Source organism: Idiomarina sp. UBA4520 (assembly GCF_002388365.1).
GTDB lineage: Bacteria > Pseudomonadota > Gammaproteobacteria > Enterobacterales > Alteromonadaceae > Idiomarina > Idiomarina zobellii.
In genome coordinates this window covers 134,803-151,649 of the sequence record NZ_DGMK01000014.1, presented here as the reverse complement: position 1 = coordinate 151,649, position 16,847 = coordinate 134,803, and the positions used below count along the sequence as shown (strand labels likewise).

Below are 16,847 nucleotides of genomic sequence, written 5' to 3'. Positions count from 1 at the left end.
GATGGCGCCACGCAAGCCCCCCACGGATGGGTTAACGGCGTCTCTCTGGTAACAGATACCCGGCCCGGAGAGAGCGTTTCCCTGCTGTCCGCTAAACCACTTTGGAGTACCTATTCTGGCCGTGGTCCAGATATTCGTCGAAACAGGCGCAAATGCTGCGGACCCAGAGGCGGCCTAATTCTGTGACGCGGAGTTTTTTGTCGGACACGTCGACTAAGCCGTCTTCAATAAAGGGTTTTAGCAACGGTATGGCTTCAGCAAAGTGTGCCCAGAAATCGTCGATATTCCACTCGGCTTTAAAGGCTTCTATATCGAGCTCAAAGTGGCAGATGACTTGTGAAATAAGTGCTGCACGCACTTTGTCTTCGTCGGTTAATGCCATGCCTTTAACAATGGGCTTTTGTCCGCTATCTATCATTTTGTAGTAAGCCGGCAGCTCTTTTTCATGCTGCCATAGCACACCGTTAACCTGGCTAATAGAGGACACGCCTAAGCCTAGTAATGCGTCCTGACCGTCTGTGGTGTAACCCTGGAAGTTACGCTGTAAGCGACCTTCGCGTTGGGCAATGGCTAAGCCGTCGCCTTTTTTCGCAAAGTGGTCCATGCCAATAAACTGATAGCCGGCGTCGTTGAGCTGAGTAATGGCTTGTTCGAGCAAGCTCAACTTAACTGACGGCTGTGGAATGGACTCTTCCGGTATTTTCTTCTGCCCGGCGAAGCGCTGTGGTAAATGCGCGTAGCTGAATACGGAAATGCGATCGGGATCCATTTCAATGACTTGCTCTATCGACTTCTTAAAGGTTTCCGGACGCTGGTACGGCAGGCCATAAATTAAGTCGAGGTTAATTGAGTCAAAGCCCAGCTCTTTGCTGAGTTTTAACTGATGTGCAATAAAGTCGACATCCTGCACGCGGTTAATGGCAATTTGTACTTTTCTATCAAAATCTTGTACGCCATAACTAACACGGTTAAAGCCGAGTTCGCGCAAGTGACGTAGTTTTTCATCGCTGCAGCTGCGCGGGTCTATCTCAATGCTCACCTCTGGGTTTTCGGCAAAGGTAAAGTGCTGATGAACCAAGTCCATCAGTCGTGTCAGCTGTTCTTCGGTCAAAAAGGTGGGCGTTCCCCCACCCAAGTGAATTTGACGAATTTTCTTGTCTTTAACTAATGGCTGATACATCGCCATCTCTTGTGCGAGGTAGTCTAAATATTTGTCCGCTTTATGCTGATGGCGGGTAATGACCTTGTTGCAGCCGCAGTAATAGCAGAGTTTATGGCAAAAAGGTAAGTGCAGGTATAAGCACAGCTCATCGCCGGCGGTTTTCAGTGCATTGGCAATGCGATCTTGAGAAAACTGTTCAGACAACATTAATGCCGTTGGATACGATGTGTATCTGGGGCCATTAATATTGTATTTAGCAATTAATTTTTTGTCCCACTTAATAACTGACATATGAACCTCAAATTCAGACTAACCTCTGTGTATCTTAACACTGCGCCACTTATACAGTTCCGAAGCAGGTGACTTAGATCAAAGTTATTCCTTTTATTAATTTAAGGAGAATTAGTTTTTGTTTTAGGTGGGGACTCTGGGCGACTAGCTAACCAACTTCCGACGGTAAGTAAAATGAGCCCTACGGTTACTTTTAGCCAACTTGCGACTTGAGGAATAAATAGCCACAGGACTATATAACCACAAGCCATCATGATTAGGGCATAGACTTTAGAGCGTCGTTTAATGACGCGATACTCCCGCCATACCTGAATATCCGGGCCGTACTTAGGGTGGTTGATTAACCATGACTCGAGTCTTGGCCAGCCTTTACTTGCCGCCCACAGCGCAGCAATGAGAAACGGAACAGTCGGCATAACCGGCAACGCGATTCCAATTAACCCCAGCAAAACAAAAAATGCAGCAAGTGATCGCCAAAGTATCTTAATGAATAGCTCTCGGGTCATTACTTCTTTTCCGATTAAATATGCATGTTTAGGGGTAATCAGTAGCCCTGCTTAAAGTACATTACTTTTTCTAAATAACGACGACTTTCTGCCAACGGGTGTTTCGATGTTAAGTCCCGGTACACAAGCCCGGGCTGGCTTCGGTTTATTATTTGTAAAGCTTGGTTGCGGTTGCTGGAAAATGTTTTTAATACATTACCGGCGCCGCCGTTGTAGGCTGAAACAATAGCATACTCTCGGCTACTCGGGTCTGAAACACCCTTTAAATACTGAGTTTTTAATATATGCAGGTACGCGCTGCCAATGTCGATATTTTGTGCAGGATCAAACAGTTGTTGAGAAGTGGGCTGTCCTGGTATTTTTCGAATACGCTCGAACACGTCACGACCGGCGGTAGAGGGGACAACTTGCATTAAACCATAGGCATTTGCATGACTTACCGCATAAGGGTTAAAACTGCTTTCCGTTTCAATAATGGCGTAAATCAGTTCAGGCTCAATGTTATACCGGTTAGCAGCGGCTATAACGTAGTCTGAATATTGGTGCTTGCGTAGTGACTTATGCTCGTCGACAAGTGGGATTGTTACCTCGTAAACATCTGTCTCCTTGGCCTGACGAACCCGAAGCTTATTCTTTACTAAATATTCCGCAAAACGATTCGCTCGCCATTGGTATTCAACCACGACACCATCATGGTCGACGACTTGCCCGCTTAAAAATGGTTTGCCCGAGGCCTGTGACTCTTTGGCCGTAAATATATCGACTGCTGTTAAATCTGACGGTGTTAGTAATGTACGCACGATTGCCGCTTGCAGCTTTTGTCGGGTCTGAGTTTTGGTGGCGCTGTCATGTAGAGTCGCAACAGTGAGTAACCCCTGCTCAAAGTCGACCACAGCTTTAGCATGAAAGTTATCGCTGTATTTAACGTACTTTTTCGCGCTGGGAACCGTGTCTTCCTCGTCACCCCATATGGCCTCAGCAACGGCACGCAGGTTGCTCAAAGCCTCGCGTAAGTCCTCAATGTCGGTAATAAGCAGTTGTGGGTTGTTGCGGTAGCTTTGCAAACGTTCACGTGCCATAGATTCCACTACGGCGGTTGGGTCGTTACCGCTAAGCACGCCGGAATTGATCACGCGTTTTACGTTATTAGGTGTTATTTGGCATCCGGCCAACACTAACATTGTGGCTATAGCCGCCAGCAGCGTGGTTAATTGAGTCTTTTTATTCATAGCGCCTAAATTGAGCTTCACTTCCCTTGTTCAAGCTTTTACATTAGGGGAACATAAAAAGAAACCCTAAACACTATTAAAAAGTGTATTGAACAACAGGAATGACCATGCGCAGTCTCAAAATTGCGGCTCTTGTAGCCGCTTCTTGGTTTGTTTTTCCCTCACAAGCTCAGCAACTGGCTGGAGAAAGCTCACTACTACCTGAAGCTAACTATGCCGATTCTGAAGTGACGGTAGAGCAGGTGCTTGGGTATCCACTCGGCACCAAAATAACCAGCCCGGCGGATATGAGTCGCTATTTTGAGGCGCTGAAAGCGGCGTACCCTAAGCAGGTGAAGCTTTTGGAGTACGGCGAAAGCTGGGAAGGTCGCACATTGTATTATGCGATTATTTCCAGCGAAGAAAATATTGCCGACTTTGACGGCTTTATGCAGGGTATGCAGTCACTCGCGGATCCGCGCAAGACCAGCCGAAGTGAAGCAGAAAAGCTAATTAACGAACTGCCGGGTAGTATTTGGCTGTCGTATGGTGTTCATGGCAATGAAATTTCGTCGCCGGAAGCCTCTATGATGACGGCGTATCATTTGTTGCATGACCAACGCGAGCAAACGCAGCGCTGGTTAGACAACACCATGGTCTTTATTGACCCACTGCAAAATCCGGACGGACGAGCACGTTTTGTTGACCGCTACTACATGAGTGTTGGCATGGAACATTCGGGTGATCGCCGCAGTGCGGAACATAACGAGCCCTGGCCAAACGGGCGCACAAACCATTATTTATTCGATATGAACCGAGACTGGATTGCTCTGACGCAACCAGAAATTAGCGGTCAAATTGATGCCTTGCTGAAATACTACCCGTTGGTGTTTGTAGACCTGCATGAAATGGGCGGTGATTCGACCTACTACTTTACGCCGGAAGCCCGTCCTTATAACCCGTTAATTACAGAGTCTCAGCGCGAAAGTCTGAACTGGATAGGCAAAAATAACGGCCAGTGGTTCGACAAAAAGGGGTTCGACTACTTCACGCGCGAAATTTTCGATGCGTTTTACCCGGGCTACGGTGCCAGCTGGCCGCTCTATTATGGTTCGGTGGCAATGACGTACGAAATGGCGTCGGCTCGCGGGCATTTGTTTAACCGTAAAGACGGTGACGTACTGACCTATGCCGACGGGGTTCAGCAGCACTTTATTGCGTCTATTTCGACCATTCAAACAGTGTCAGAACGTCGTGAAGCGTTACTACAGAAATTCTGGAATTATCGTAAGTCCGCTGTTGAAGCGGGTGAAGACGGCGATGTTCGATCGTTGATTTTACCGGCAACAGATGACCCGGCTGGCGCACGTAAACTAGCGTCTTTGCTGGTTGAACAGGGGGTCGAAGTGAAGCAGGCTGAGCAGGCCTTTGAAGTTTGCGACGTTGACTACCAACCGGGGGCTTGTATCGTTGATATGGCACAACCGTCGCATCGTCTTATTCGCACACTGATGGACGAACAAGTCGACATGGCGGACGACTTCTTAAAAGAGCAGGAGCAACGCCGTAAGAACAACCTGCCAGACCAAATTTATGACGTAACTGGCTGGTCGTTGCCATTGATGTTTAACGTGGACAGCCACAGCTGTGACGACTTGCCTGACGTGAGAACCGCTATGGTTGAAGAAGGTCGCATTACACCGGGTAAAGTGATTAACCCGGATGCAGACGTTGCCTTTTTAGTGCGCTGGGGGGACATGAACGCGGGGCGCTTCTTAACCTCTGCGCTTCGCAAAGGCCTGAGTGTACGCCAAAGTGAATTAGCATTTACTCATGAAAAAGCGGGCCAGTTCCCAAGTGGTTCACTGATTCTTACGGTTGCAGACAACAGTCAGACTCTGCCACAAACCCTGAAAAAATTGGCGGAAGAGTCCGGCGCGACAGTGGAAGGTGTGGATACGAGCTGGATGACTGAAGGTCCAAACTTTGGCTCTCATAATGTCAGTCAGTTAGAAGCGCCGAACATTGCCATTGCCTGGGACGAACCGGTGAGTGCGTATAGCGCTGGCCACACCCGCTTTGTGATTGAACGTCAAATGGGCTATCCAGTTACGGCCATTCGCACTATGCAGCTTATTCAGAATGACCTGGACGGCTTAGATGTACTGATTTTACCGGAAGGCGGGTATGACGGCGTGTTTACCGATGGCACTATTGAAAAACTGAAGCAGTGGGTGTCAGACGGCGGTGTACTATTGACCTTAGGTGGTGCATCGGCCTGGGCGGTTGACGCAGGGCTGTTAAATACCAAACTGGAGCGCAAAGTGCCGGAAGAAGGTGTGGAAAAGCCAGCGGAAGAGCTGAAAATTGACGGCAAGGTAATTGAAAGCCGCGAACAATTCTTAACGGAAATAAAACCGCACGGCGCTGATCCAGACTGGGTGCCGGGGGCGTTGTTAAATGCGCAAGTCGATACAGACCATTGGTTAAGTGCTGGTGTAAAACCGCAGGTTGTTAGCATTTATAATGGCAACGACGTGCTGACCCCTATCGACATTAACCATGGTCGCAACATTGCCTGGTTTGCCGACGCAGACACTATGTTGGCAAGCGGTTTCTTATGGGATGATATTGCTAAGCAGCTACCTTATAAGCCGTTGCTAATATGGCAACCCAGCGGAAAAGGTATGGTGATTAGCTTTACCCAGGAGCCAACCTATCGCGCATACATGGATGGCTTGAATACCTTATTAATGAATGCGCTATTTTTGGCACCAGCGAAAGCGCAATAGGAGTAGAACTATGGCTGAATTTGGCGTTATTGGTTTAGGGCGTTTCGGCGCCCGGACTTCAATGGAGCTTTTAGACCTTGGACACCACGTCATTGGTGTCGACTCAGATGAAAAAGCTGTTGAAGCCATGGCGGAAGTGCTGACGCATTCGGCCATAGCCGATGTGACCGATGAAAAAGCACTACAAGAGCTCGATTTAGCCAATTGCGAAGTCGTCTTAGTGGCTATTGGCGAAGATCTTCAAGCCAGCTTACTCTGTGTTTTGCACCTGAAAAGCATTGGTGTAAAAGAAATTTGGGCCAAAGCCACGTCTAAGTCACACCATCAGATTCTCTCCAAACTGGGCGTAAGCCGCATTATTCATCCGGAAGAGGAAATGGGCATTCGTGTAGCGCAGTCACTGAATTACCCCATGGTGAATGAATACATGTCGCTTGGGCATAACTGGTTTTGTGTGGAAATCAGTATTGGTGAGTATTTAAAAGGTAAAAAATTGCGCGATGTTTCCTCTGAAGACTCTGAATTTTTTCACATGTTGCTGCTGAAAAAGCGTGATGAGGTGACAACTAATCCGTCAATGGATATGGAGTTGGAAGGTAATGAAACTTTGGTAATGGCAGGTAGTTTAAAAGCTCTGAAGTCCATTGCACCTAAACTGAAAGAGCCTTCATGAAACAGTGGGTTCCCTCGTTAGCTTGGTTATACAGAAAGCCCGGCCGGCGCAAGCGTCGGGCTTTTAAAGCCAGCCCGCCGGTCATTTTGTCAGGAGGCTTTGCCTGCCTGATTCTATTGGGTACTTTGTTGCTGAAAATTCCGGGAGCCACGGAGCAGCCTATCACTTGGTTGGAAAGCCTGTTTACTGCAACGTCGGCCGTAACTGTAACCGGGTTGGTGGTAGTGGATACCGGCGCAACGTACAGCGTATTTGGGCTGACTGTGTTGGCTGTGTTGATACAGGCGGGCGGCTTAGGTTTTATGACCTTCGCGGTGTTGGCCGCTATGTCGCTTGGTGGCCATGTCGGACTTCAGCATCAGTTAATGGCTAAAGAAGCCATGCATCAAACCAGTCTTGCCAATATTGGTCGTACGGCTAAAGCAGTGGTGTCTTTGGCACTGACGGTTGAGGCCGTTGCCGTAGTGGGTTTAACACTCACCTGGTGGGGTGATAAAGGCTTTGTAGACGCCTTATCGGAAGCGGTATTTTATGCCATTTCTGCCTTTAACAGCGCCGGCTTTGTGCTCTCGCCTAATGGTTTAGTCGATTACGCTAGCAGTATTCCAGTGAACCTTATTGTCAGCATTTTATTTGTCATTGGTGGCTTGGGCTTCTCGGTTATTACTAACATTGCGGAGAAGCGGCGTTGGCATGACTTTTCGGTGTATACCCGCGCGATTTTAATCGCCACGCTAATTATTAATGTGCTCTCTGTGGCCATTATTTGGTTGTTAGAAATGAACAACCCGGCCACCTTTGCTAATTTGAGTATTGGGGATCAGGCAATGGCGGCCTGGTTCCAGGCAACAACCCCCCGTTCGGCAGGTTTTAATACGGTTGATACCGGCGCTATGACAGAAGCCAGTGCCGTATTCACGCTATTGCTCATGCTGATTGGAGGCGGCTCAATGAGTACTGCGGGCGGTATTAAGTTAGGCACCTTTATTGTGCTGTTAGTGGCAACCTACGCTTTTTTAAGACGCCGCGAACACGTGACTTTGTTGAACCGAACTGTGCCACAGGAAATTGTGATGAAAGCGCTGGCGGTGACCTTAGTTACGCTCACTTTAATGTTCCTTGGCATATTTATCCTAATGATTTTGAATCCGCTGCCGTTTATAGATATAACCTTTGAAGTTTTATCTGCGTCGGCAACAGTGGGACTTTCTCGTGGCATTACTGCCGATGTTACTGCCGCAAGTCAGGTAGTATTAGTATTTTTAATGTTTGCCGGCCGTGTTGGGCCACTGACATTGGCCTATTTTTTAGCGACGCCGCGTAAACGACACATACGTTTCCCTGAAACCGATATTCAGGTTGGCTAAGCAAAACTTATAATAAAAAGCGATTAAAAATCATGCTGAAGAAACTGAAGTTCACTCAAAAAGTCATTGTCGCTGCATCGGCGATACTGGTGTTGGTCTTAGGTATTTTTACCTTGACTAATTTTTTGCAAATGTCGACGCAAACTCGGACGGAGCTTCAGCAGCAAATGCAGGCATTGTCGGACTCGGTGTCGAACAATATCTCACAATGGTTTAACGACCGCATGAGTATCGTGCAGGCCACTGCCGATGCTTATAAAACCGCTGATTCAACCGAGCGTGCACTGGAGCGTGTGCAACAGTCAAAAGCGGCAGGCAATTTTAAAAACGTGTATTACGGGTTAATTGACGGGACCTTCTTGCTCGATGACACCAACATTGACTTGCCTGACGACTACGATGCCCGCACACGCCCCTGGTATCAGCTGGCGGTCGATGAGGGACAGCCGACTTACACTACCCCCTATATTGATGTAACCACTAATGAGCTTACTATTACTGCCGTAGTCCCAATGGAACGCAATGGTCGTTTAGTGGGTGTTGCCGGTGGCGACATGATGCTGGACGATATTTCCGCCATTATTAATGACATTGATTTTATGGGAATGGGGCAGGCGTTTCTGGTCAGCGACAGCCGGAATATTCTGGTTCATCCGAACAATGACCGCATAGAAACTTCTCTGAATGACTACATAGACAGTTCGGTGTCGTTTTCCCCGACTTTTAAAGAATACGAGGTCGATGATCAGGACAGCTTGGTGTCTTTCCATAAAATTAAAGGCATTCAAGGCGTCGACTGGTATTTAGGAGTCGTCATTGACCGCACGAAAGCTTATGCCGATGTGTCTACCTTTGGTTGGACAGCTATTGTGTATCTAGTGCTGGGTATTGTCGCGGTTGTTGTGTCCATGAGCTGGCTATTACGACTGCTACTAAAACCACTTAACCGACTGAATGAAGCGGTAACTGATATTGCCCGCGGTGAAGGCGATTTAACGCAGCGATTGCCAGTGGAATCTGATGACGAATTTGGTGTTGTCTCACAACGGATGAATGAGTTTATTGAGCGTATTCAAAATGCCTTACAAGAAGTGACAAACGCTGCGAAGCAGGTTGAGCAAAACATTCAGAGTATGACTAAGGCCAGCGACGATTCGATGCACATAGGTCATGAGCAAGCGAACAAAGCGAACTCTGTGGCTACGGCCATCAACGAGCTTGGCGCGAGTGCAACTGAAATTGCCGACAGTGCGGCGAAGGCGTCTGCGCAGGCTAGCACCGGTAGTGAAAAAACCACTGCGGCTCAACAGGCGTTGCAACACAATCGTCAGCAAATTCAGCACTTGTCTGAACGAATGGACGCATCAGGGCAGGCGATTGGGAAACTCGACGAAGACACGCAAAACATTGGTCAGATTATTGAAGTGATTAAAGGCATTACCGAGCAAACAAACTTGCTGGCACTTAACGCGGCGATTGAAGCTGCACGAGCGGGTGAAGCGGGCAGAGGCTTCGCGGTTGTCGCGGACGAAGTTCGAAACCTGGCACAACGGACCTCAGACTCAGCGGCTGAAGTAGAGAACATGATTGAGAAAGTGCGGCAGGGTACCAAGTCAGCAGTAAGCGTCATTGAAGAAAGTCGTGAAATTAGTGACGCTTGTGTACAAAGTGCTGAGGAGTCTGCTGAGCACATGAGTGAAATTGACGCCATTATTTCGCAAATTGACGAGGTGAACCACTCGGTTGCGTCGGCAACGGAGCAGCAAACCTCAGTGATCCAAACGCTCGATAAAGACATTATGGATATCAGTAGTATGAACGAGCAAAGTGTTGCTAATCTGGATAATACCCAGCAAGCGTGTGGCGAGTTAAGCCGTGCATTTGAACGCTTGGAAGAATTGGTGACACAGTTTAAACTGAATTGATACATCTCAAATAACGGAGTTTTATATGAAGAAGGCTTGGATGATTGGCGCAGTTGCGCTTATAGGTACGCCGGTACTGGCAACCGCTGAAGCCGCTCAAATGGAAAGAACGGAAGCGTCAGCGAATGCACAGGCTTATATTATTTCACCCCAAGACGGTGAAGTGGTTGGCAAAACCTTTAAAGTGAAATTTGGCTTGAACGGTATGGGAGTTGCTCCAGCGGGTGTTGATGTTAAGCATACCGGGCATCACCATTTATTAATCGATAAAGATGAACTGCCAGCTATGGACAAACCTATGGGTGGTGACGTTATCCACTTTGGTGGCGGCCAAACAGAAACTATGGTGACCTTGGAGCCGGGCGAGCATACTTTGCAGCTTATCCTGGGTGACAAAAACCACGTACCACATGACCCTGCGGTAGTGTCTAAGAAAATCACCATTACCGTTAAAGACGACTAATCGAGCTCGAGCTCAAGTTGCAGCTGTTCACTGGGATCAGGTAATGCAGCACTGATCCCTAACAGTCTTACCCCTTTCCCTTTCCCCCGTTGCCAGGCTTCGCTCAGCAACTCATAAAACAAACTGGGTGACACAAACTGAGTGCTTCTTGATACTGTCGTTTGAGTAAAGTCTGAGAACTTCAGTTTTAGCGTCTGGCTTCGTATGGGTTGTTCGCGCCAGTGTTTTACTTTCATGCGTTCACGAAGTTTTGGCAGTAAGTTTTCCTGAACGTAAGTTTGTGCGGTGGACTCTAGCTTCATGTCAGACGTTAATGTCTGCTCCACACCAACGCTTTTGCGGATACGTTCAGTAACTACTTCCCGCTTGTCGCGACCATGGCAGCGCTCAAACAAAACATAACCCGCTTTTTCGCCGAGTATCTCCTGAAGTTGTTGCAGTTCTATGCTCTGAATGTCCTTACCTGTCATTAAGCCATAGTTAGTAAGTACTTGCTGACTCTTAGGGCCAACGCCGGGTATTTGCTTGAGATTAAGTTTGGCTATGTAACTCAATACGTCGTCAGGAGGTACGACAAACTGACCATCCGGTTTGCGTTCTTCACTAGCGATTTTTGCGACCATTTTTTGATTGGAGATGCCTGCCGAGCCGGTTATTCCTAATGACTGTATCCGCTCTCTTACTGCACTCATGGTTAATGTTGCACTGCCGCGGTACAGTTCGTTGTGAGTAAGGTCTAAATAGAATTCGTCAATAGAGGCTGGCTCTACCCGGTGTGTTACTTTATAAAGAACATCGAGCACTTGATTGGACAATTCCCGGTAATACGCACCATCGGGTTTGACGAAGGTCAGTTGAGGACACAGTTTTCGTGCCTGACTGCCGGGCATGGCACTGCGAACGCCGTATTGACGTGCCAGGTAATTCGCTGTGGCAACCACACCCCGCTCGCCGCCGCCACCGACCGCAAACGGGCGGTGTTTAAGCGCTGGGTTACGCAATTCTTCTGCCGATGCGAAGAAAGCATCCAGATCCAGAAGAGCAATTTTTCGGGCAATTTCAGCCAAGTGTTTATCCTTTGCGCATTTGTGGTTATAATCGCATCCACTAACTGGGCGTGCAAGAACACCAGCCATTTTAGGAGAAACCAGTGAGAGTTATGAATTCATTCTTTGTAAAAAGTGTTTTAGGTACTTTATCTTTGTTGTTTACGCTGTCTGTCAGTGCAGCGTCTGTGCAAGATGACATGTCTCGCGAAGCGATTGCTGAGCGCATTAAGCCTATTGGTAAACATTATGTGGCTGGTGAGAGCAGTGCTGCGGAAGAAAGCAGCGGCCCGCGCTCAGGTCAGCAGGTGTATGATAAGTTCTGTACTGCCTGTCATACCAGTGGTGTTATGGGTGCACCGAAAATTAACAATGCAGCAGACTGGGAAGAGCGTCTGGCGCAAGGTATGGACACAGTATTGAAACACGCCGTTGAAGGTTTCAATGCAATGCCGCCAAAAGGCACTTGTAGCGACTGTTCTGAAGAAGAGATTCAGGCCGCTATCGATTACATGATTAAAGACATTTAAGTAGCATTAAATTTCTTATAAATGTTATAAAGGGCCGCATTCAGCGGCCCTTTTAACGTCAATTGACGTGAACCTCTTAGTATTTCTTCCTAAAATATTCAAATTTTTTAGCAAAATCTTTCCAAACGTCTGACTACTGTCTATACTACTTACCTGTTAAAAAAGTTAACATCTGTTGATTAAGTGTACTTGGCAGGGAGAGTCGTGCTTAAAGGTAAGCAGAAATGACAAAAGGAAAGGTAAGTAATGCGCAAATTCAGCAATTACAGACTGAAAATGAGCGCTTACAAAAGGTCGTTGATAGGCTTAAAGGCCTGACCCAAAAATACCGATCCGCTGAAGTGGTTCAAAAGGCGCTGTTTCGTATTTCGGAACTGGCGGCTTCTGCGCGCGAGATGGATAATTTCTACCGTTCCCTGCATGAAATTATTGGCGAGCTGATGTATGCGCGTAATTTCTACATCAGTTTGTATGACGCGAAAGACGAAACTGTCGACTTTGTTTACTTTGTCGATGAAGTGGACCAGGACACCCTGTTTGAACAAGTACCTATTGACCAGCTAAGCAAAGGTCTAACTGGTTATGTGCTAAGGAAAGGTCAGTCACTGCGCTGCCCGCCAGAGGTCTATCAGCGTTTAATTGAACAAGGTGAAATTGAAGGGCTCGGTGCGGAGCATAAAGACTGGCTGGGTGTACCGCTTAAACATGGTGAAGCCACCATCGGCATTATGGTTGTGCAAAGCTACAACGAAGACGTGCGTTATGACAGTGCCGACGAGGATTTATTAATGTTCGTGTCTCAGCATGTTGTTAATGCGCTCGAACGTTTGAAGCAACGCGACTTAATGCAAAGTGAAATTGAGCATCAAACGGCTGAGCTACGCCACGTTAACGAAAGTCTGATGAGCGAAATTACCATTCGCGAACGCGCGGAGCAGCAGACCTCGGTACTTTTTGCCATTTCGGAATTAACCAATACGTCAGACGACATGGGTGCGTTTTACCGGCAGCTGCACCGACAAATTGGCAAACTCATTCACGCCGATAACTTCTATGTTGCGCTACTGTCTGACGATAAGAAATTCATTCACTTCCCTTACCACGTTGATGAAACCGGTAATAAAGCAGAGAAAAGGCGGGTGGGTAAAGGCTTAACCGAGTACGTCATTAAAAAGCGGGAACCTGCTTTTATTGATTCAGGCAAACGTCAGCAGTTGCTTAAGGCCAACGAAATTGAGCTTGGTTATGGTGGCATGAAGCTGGCCAAGCAATGGCTGGGTAGTCCGTTAATGATGAACGGGCAGGTGTTTGGTGTTATTGCGGTGCAAACCTACGATGGTGAGTTTTTGTACCATAGTGACGACCTGGAACTGCTGAACTTTGTATCACAGCATGTTGCAGTGGCAATTGACCGCAAACGCTCGGCTGAAGAAATACAACGCGTAAACCAATTCCTTGAAAAGAAAGTCGCAGAGCGCACCGAAGAGCTAGTCTCGGAAATTGAACGACGCAAGAAAACTGAGTCGAACCTGTTCCACGCTGCGCACCATGACAATTTAACCGGCCTGCCGAACAGAATTTTATTCAACGAGCGACTGAAGCAAGCGGTTGTTCATAAGCGCCGGCATCCTGAGCACCATTTTGCGGTGTTGTTTGTCGACTTAGATCGCTTTAAAAACATCAACGATACCCTGGGCCACTCAGCGGGTGACGAGTTCCTGTTGGAAGTCAGTAAGCGTATTGGTAGCTGTGTCAGAGACAATGATATGGTTGCTCGTTTAGGTGGTGATGAGTTCGTGATTTTACTGGATACCATTACCACTATTGAAGACGCAAAAGACGTCGCGAAGCGCATTATTCAGCAGATGAACGAGCCGTTTCAGCTTAACGGACAAGAGCACTATTCCGGTGCCAGTATTGGTATCGCTGAATGCCTGGAAAAAACAGATTCTGCGGAGCGTCTGCTGCGTGACGCTGATGCCGCTATGTATCAAGCCAAAGGCATGGGCCGTGGCCGCTATGTACTATTCGATGACAGTATGCACGAGTCTCTGGTGGATAGCGTCAGAAAAGAAACGGCGTTGCGACATGCGAAAGTTGAGCAAGACTTTGCGGTAAATTATCAGCCTATTATGCAACTCGATACAGGCGAGGTCAGAGGTATTGAAGCGCGTATTGAGTGGCAAGACCCGCGTTATTCATTCGACAGCAGTGAACTGCTACCGCTTGCAGAGCGCACCGGGCTTATTGTGAAGCTCGACCGTTATGCACTCAAAACCGCGTGTCAGTGGGTTGCGAACAAAGGTCTTCCGCAAGACGTTTTGCTGCATGTGAATTTGTCCGTGCGTCATTTGCTTAAAACAAGTCATTTGAACGAGCTGGTTAACATTGTTCTGGATAACGGTGTTAAACCAGAGCAGGTGGCGTTGGAGTTTGATGAAACCTCATTAGTGCAGGACGGTCGCCGTGTGCTGGCCAGCCTGAGGCGTTTATCCGAGTTTGGCTTTACGTTGGCAATAGATAACTTTGGCAGCGGCTCAGGGCCATTACAGTTCTTATATAACTTCCCGTTCAGTATTTTAAAACTGGACCATCACTACATAGCACGCCTGGGTAGCAATTCGCGTGCGCAGGCCATGCTTAAACATATTGTGACGCTTTGCCACGAGCTTGATATTCAGGTTTATGCTGACGGCTTAGAAACCGAAGGTCAAAAGCAGGATGTCGAAGAACAGGGGGTTGTCATAGGCCAGGGCAGTTATATTAATGCTAACTATGAAGTGGAACTGAAAAAAGACGACGGCAGTAACTTCGTCTGCGCTTAAGACTTCTTCAGCGCATTCTTTAGCATTTCCAGCCCCTGACTTCTTTGTTCTTCCCGCTCTTCATCTGATTTCTGCTTGCGGTGTTCCCACTCTAAGTCATCCTGAGGGAGCTCTAGCAGGAAACGACTGGGCTGCGGCTCAAGCTTTTCCCCAAACTGGCGGCGCTCTTTCGCCATAGTGAAGACTAACTTATGCTGTGCCCGGGTTATGCCCACATAAGCCAGCCGACGCTCTTCTTCAATATTGTTTTCATCAATACTGCTTTGATGCGGCAGTAAGCCTTCTTCCATACCCACCAAAAACACGTAAGGAAACTCCAGTCCTTTGGATGCATGCAGGGTCATTAACTGTACCTGCTCAAACTGCTCGTCGTCTTCGTTACGGGACATCATATCGCGCAGAGATAAACGGCTGACGACCTGATGCAGTTCCATAGGCTCATGTTCGGCATCGCCTTTTAGCATATCGGATACCCAGCGATGCAGCTCGTACACGTTTTTAACGCGCATCTCAGCGGCTTTGGCACTGGGACTTTGTTCAAACAACCAGTCCTCGTAGCCGATATCGCTCAGCAGTTGCCGTACGGCATCTCCCGCACTTTCCTGATGATCAGCCTGACGGGCGAGGGTATCTATCATATTACGGAACACGTCTACATGCTGAAAAATACCGGTGCTGAGCTGCGTTTTTAAATGCGGTGACTGGCAGGCTTCAAATAAGCTGCAGCCTAATTCCTGCGACAAACGACCAATACGTTCCACGGTTTGCGGACCAATGCCACGGCGCGGCGTGTTAATAATACGCAGAAAGGCGGTGTCGTCGGATGGATTCACCAACAACCGCAGGTAAGCCATAATGTCTTTCACTTCAGCCCGAGCAAAGAATGACTGACCACCGGTAATTTTATACGGAATGCGGTTGTTCATCAGGGCCTTCTCAAACAAGCGAGACTGATGGTTACCCCGGTATAAAATGGCAAAATGGTGATACGGCGTTTTACGTAAAAAACGGTGCTTCACAATCTCGGCCACCACACGCTCTGCTTCGTGCTCTTCATTTCGGCCAAAGATAACACTCAGCGGCTCGCCGTATTCCATCTCAGAAAACAACTTTTTCTCAAAGACGTGTGGGTTATTTTCAATAAGAATGTTGGCTGCCTTCAGAATGCGTCCGTGGGACCGATAATTCTGTTCCAGTTTCACCACTTCCAGCTGCGGAAAGTCCTGTTTTAATAGTGCCAGGTTCTTTGGCTGCGCTCCCCGCCAAGAATAAATGGACTGGTCGTCGTCACCCACTACGGTAAAACCGGCACGCTCGCCCACCAGTAATTTAACCAGCTGGTACTGACTGGTGTTGGTATCCTGATACTCGTCCACCAATAGGTACTGAAACTTTTTCTGCCAGCGCGCGCGGGCGTTTTCGTTGGTCGCCAGCAATAAGGTCGGCAGACGAATAAGGTCATCAAAGTCGACGGCATTACAGGCGCTCAGGTTATTTTGGTATTGCTGATAAACCTGAGCAAAGGCATTTTCCTGATCGTTCCCAGCTTTCTGCAAAGCCTGCTCGGGCGAGAGCATGGCGTTCTTCCAGTGTCCTATCTGATGCTGACAGGCTTGAATCAGCGCTTTATCGCCCTCAAATACATCTTCAGTCAGGGCGTTAAGCAGGGCGTAGGTGTCCTGGTCGTCAAACAATGAAAAACCGGGCTTAAACCCCAGAGTGCTGAGCTCGCGCCGAATAATATTCAGCCCCAGAGTATGAAAGGTACACACGGTTAAACCGCGCAGCTGCGCTTTCGGCAAGGTTTGCGCAATACGCTCTTTCATTTCTTTGGCGGCTTTATTGGTAAAAGTCACCGCGCCAATTTGGCGTGCCGTGTAAATTTGCTGACGAATAAGGTAGGCAATTTTCTCGGTAATAACACGAGTTTTACCGCTACCGGCACCGGCCAGTACCAATAAAGGTCCTTGAGTATAATGTACAGCCTGGTTCTGGCGATCGTTCAGCATGGGCGCCGCGGAGTTCCTGATTCGTGAAAAAGCCGATAAGAAGCTCGGAT

General features: G+C 48.0%; 12 protein-coding genes. 7 read left to right on the top strand and 5 right to left on the bottom strand.

Features of this window, described 5'->3' with window-relative positions; genetic code table 11:
* Positions 1-91: 91 nt before the first annotated feature.
* The 3 genes from hemN to B3850_RS06535 all read right to left on the bottom strand — a co-directional run bounded on the left by hemN (position 92) and on the right by B3850_RS06535 (position 3,188).
* Positions 92-1,453, bottom strand: coding sequence for an oxygen-independent coproporphyrinogen III oxidase (gene hemN / locus B3850_RS06545; protein ID WP_286875574.1), 1,362 nt, complete (start codon positions 1,451-1,453; stop codon positions 92-94).
* Between the two features lie 101 nt (positions 1,454-1,554).
* Entirely contained in the window at positions 1,555-1,959 is a 405-nt protein-coding gene (locus B3850_RS06540) for a YbaN family protein (protein ID WP_286875576.1), read from the bottom strand.
* Between the two features lie 38 nt (positions 1,960-1,997).
* Positions 1,998-3,188, bottom strand: a complete 1,191-nt coding sequence (locus B3850_RS06535; RefSeq protein WP_286911554.1) for a murein transglycosylase domain-containing protein — start codon at positions 3,186-3,188, stop codon at positions 1,998-2,000.
* 107 nt (positions 3,189-3,295) lie between these two features.
* Here B3850_RS06535 and B3850_RS06530 point away from each other — a divergent pair, with 107 nt between their 5' ends.
* Genes B3850_RS06530 through B3850_RS06510 form a run of 5 tightly spaced genes read left to right on the top strand, consistent with a single transcriptional unit; the run spans position 3,296 to position 10,387 of the window.
* Positions 3,296-5,959, top strand: a complete 2,664-nt coding sequence (locus B3850_RS06530) for a M14 family zinc carboxypeptidase (RefSeq protein WP_286875580.1) — start codon at positions 3,296-3,298, stop codon at positions 5,957-5,959.
* A 10-nt stretch (positions 5,960-5,969) separates the two neighbouring features.
* Positions 5,970-6,632: a potassium channel family protein gene (locus B3850_RS06525; protein WP_058576582.1), complete on the top strand. Its 663-nt coding sequence runs from the start codon at positions 5,970-5,972 to the stop codon at positions 6,630-6,632.
* Positions 6,629-7,999 carry a TrkH family potassium uptake protein gene (locus tag B3850_RS06520; RefSeq protein WP_053953235.1) on the top strand — a complete coding sequence of 457 codons (1,371 nt, stop codon included), beginning with the start codon at positions 6,629-6,631 and terminating at the stop codon, positions 7,997-7,999. Before B3850_RS06525 ends, B3850_RS06520 begins: the two co-directional genes overlap by 4 nt.
* A gap of 32 nt (positions 8,000-8,031) precedes the next feature.
* Positions 8,032-9,924 carry a methyl-accepting chemotaxis protein gene (locus B3850_RS06515; RefSeq protein ID WP_286911553.1) on the top strand — a complete coding sequence of 631 codons (1,893 nt, stop codon included), beginning with the start codon at positions 8,032-8,034 and terminating at the stop codon, positions 9,922-9,924.
* A 25-nt stretch (positions 9,925-9,949) separates the two neighbouring features.
* Positions 9,950-10,387 carry a DUF4399 domain-containing protein gene (locus B3850_RS06510; protein WP_058576584.1) on the top strand — a complete coding sequence of 146 codons (438 nt, stop codon included), beginning with the start codon at positions 9,950-9,952 and terminating at the stop codon, positions 10,385-10,387.
* Here the strand turns inward: B3850_RS06510 and dinB are convergent.
* A complete protein-coding gene (dinB, locus tag B3850_RS06505; protein WP_286875585.1) occupies positions 10,384-11,454 on the bottom strand; it encodes a DNA polymerase IV in 1,071 nt (356 codons plus the stop codon). The two genes, B3850_RS06510 and dinB, sit on opposite strands and share 4 nt — an antisense overlap.
* Positions 11,455-11,537: 83 nt before the next feature.
* On the opposite strand from dinB, the gene B3850_RS06500 reads away from it, so the two are divergent.
* A complete protein-coding gene (locus B3850_RS06500; RefSeq protein ID WP_286875587.1) occupies positions 11,538-11,963 on the top strand; it encodes a c-type cytochrome in 426 nt (141 codons plus the stop codon).
* A gap of 224 nt (positions 11,964-12,187) precedes the next feature.
* Positions 12,188-14,788, top strand: coding sequence for a sensor domain-containing phosphodiesterase (locus B3850_RS06495; RefSeq protein WP_286911552.1), 2,601 nt, complete (start codon positions 12,188-12,190; stop codon positions 14,786-14,788).
* Here B3850_RS06495 and rep read toward each other — a convergent pair.
* Positions 14,785-16,797 (bottom strand): DNA helicase Rep, encoded by a 2,013-nt coding sequence (gene rep, locus B3850_RS06490; RefSeq protein WP_286873619.1) that lies wholly within the window; start codon positions 16,795-16,797, stop codon positions 14,785-14,787. The two genes, B3850_RS06495 and rep, sit on opposite strands and share 4 nt — an antisense overlap.
* Positions 16,798-16,847: the final 50 nt, after the last annotated feature.

What these genes read in the sequence shown, in the direction of transcription:
- B3850_RS06525 (WP_058576582.1), top strand. Translation starts at nt 5,970, where the DNA reads ATGGCTGAATTTGGCGTTATTGGTTTAGGGCGTTTCGGCGCCCGGACT.
- rep (WP_286873619.1), bottom strand. Translation starts at nt 16,797, where the DNA reads ATGCTGAACGATCGCCAGAACCAGGCTGTACATTATACTCAAGGACCT.
- hemN (WP_286875574.1), bottom strand. Translation starts at nt 1,453, where the DNA reads ATGTCAGTTATTAAGTGGGACAAAAAATTAATTGCTAAATACAATATT.
- B3850_RS06515 (WP_286911553.1), top strand. Translation starts at nt 8,032, where the DNA reads ATGCTGAAGAAACTGAAGTTCACTCAAAAAGTCATTGTCGCTGCATCG.
- B3850_RS06510 (WP_058576584.1), top strand. Translation starts at nt 9,950, where the DNA reads ATGAAGAAGGCTTGGATGATTGGCGCAGTTGCGCTTATAGGTACGCCG.
- B3850_RS06535 (WP_286911554.1), bottom strand. Translation starts at nt 3,188, where the DNA reads ATGAATAAAAAGACTCAATTAACCACGCTGCTGGCGGCTATAGCCACA.
- B3850_RS06530 (WP_286875580.1), top strand. Translation starts at nt 3,296, where the DNA reads ATGCGCAGTCTCAAAATTGCGGCTCTTGTAGCCGCTTCTTGGTTTGTT.
- B3850_RS06495 (WP_286911552.1), top strand. Translation starts at nt 12,188, where the DNA reads ATGACAAAAGGAAAGGTAAGTAATGCGCAAATTCAGCAATTACAGACT.
- B3850_RS06520 (WP_053953235.1), top strand. Translation starts at nt 6,629, where the DNA reads ATGAAACAGTGGGTTCCCTCGTTAGCTTGGTTATACAGAAAGCCCGGC.
- B3850_RS06540 (WP_286875576.1), bottom strand. Translation starts at nt 1,959, where the DNA reads ATGACCCGAGAGCTATTCATTAAGATACTTTGGCGATCACTTGCTGCA.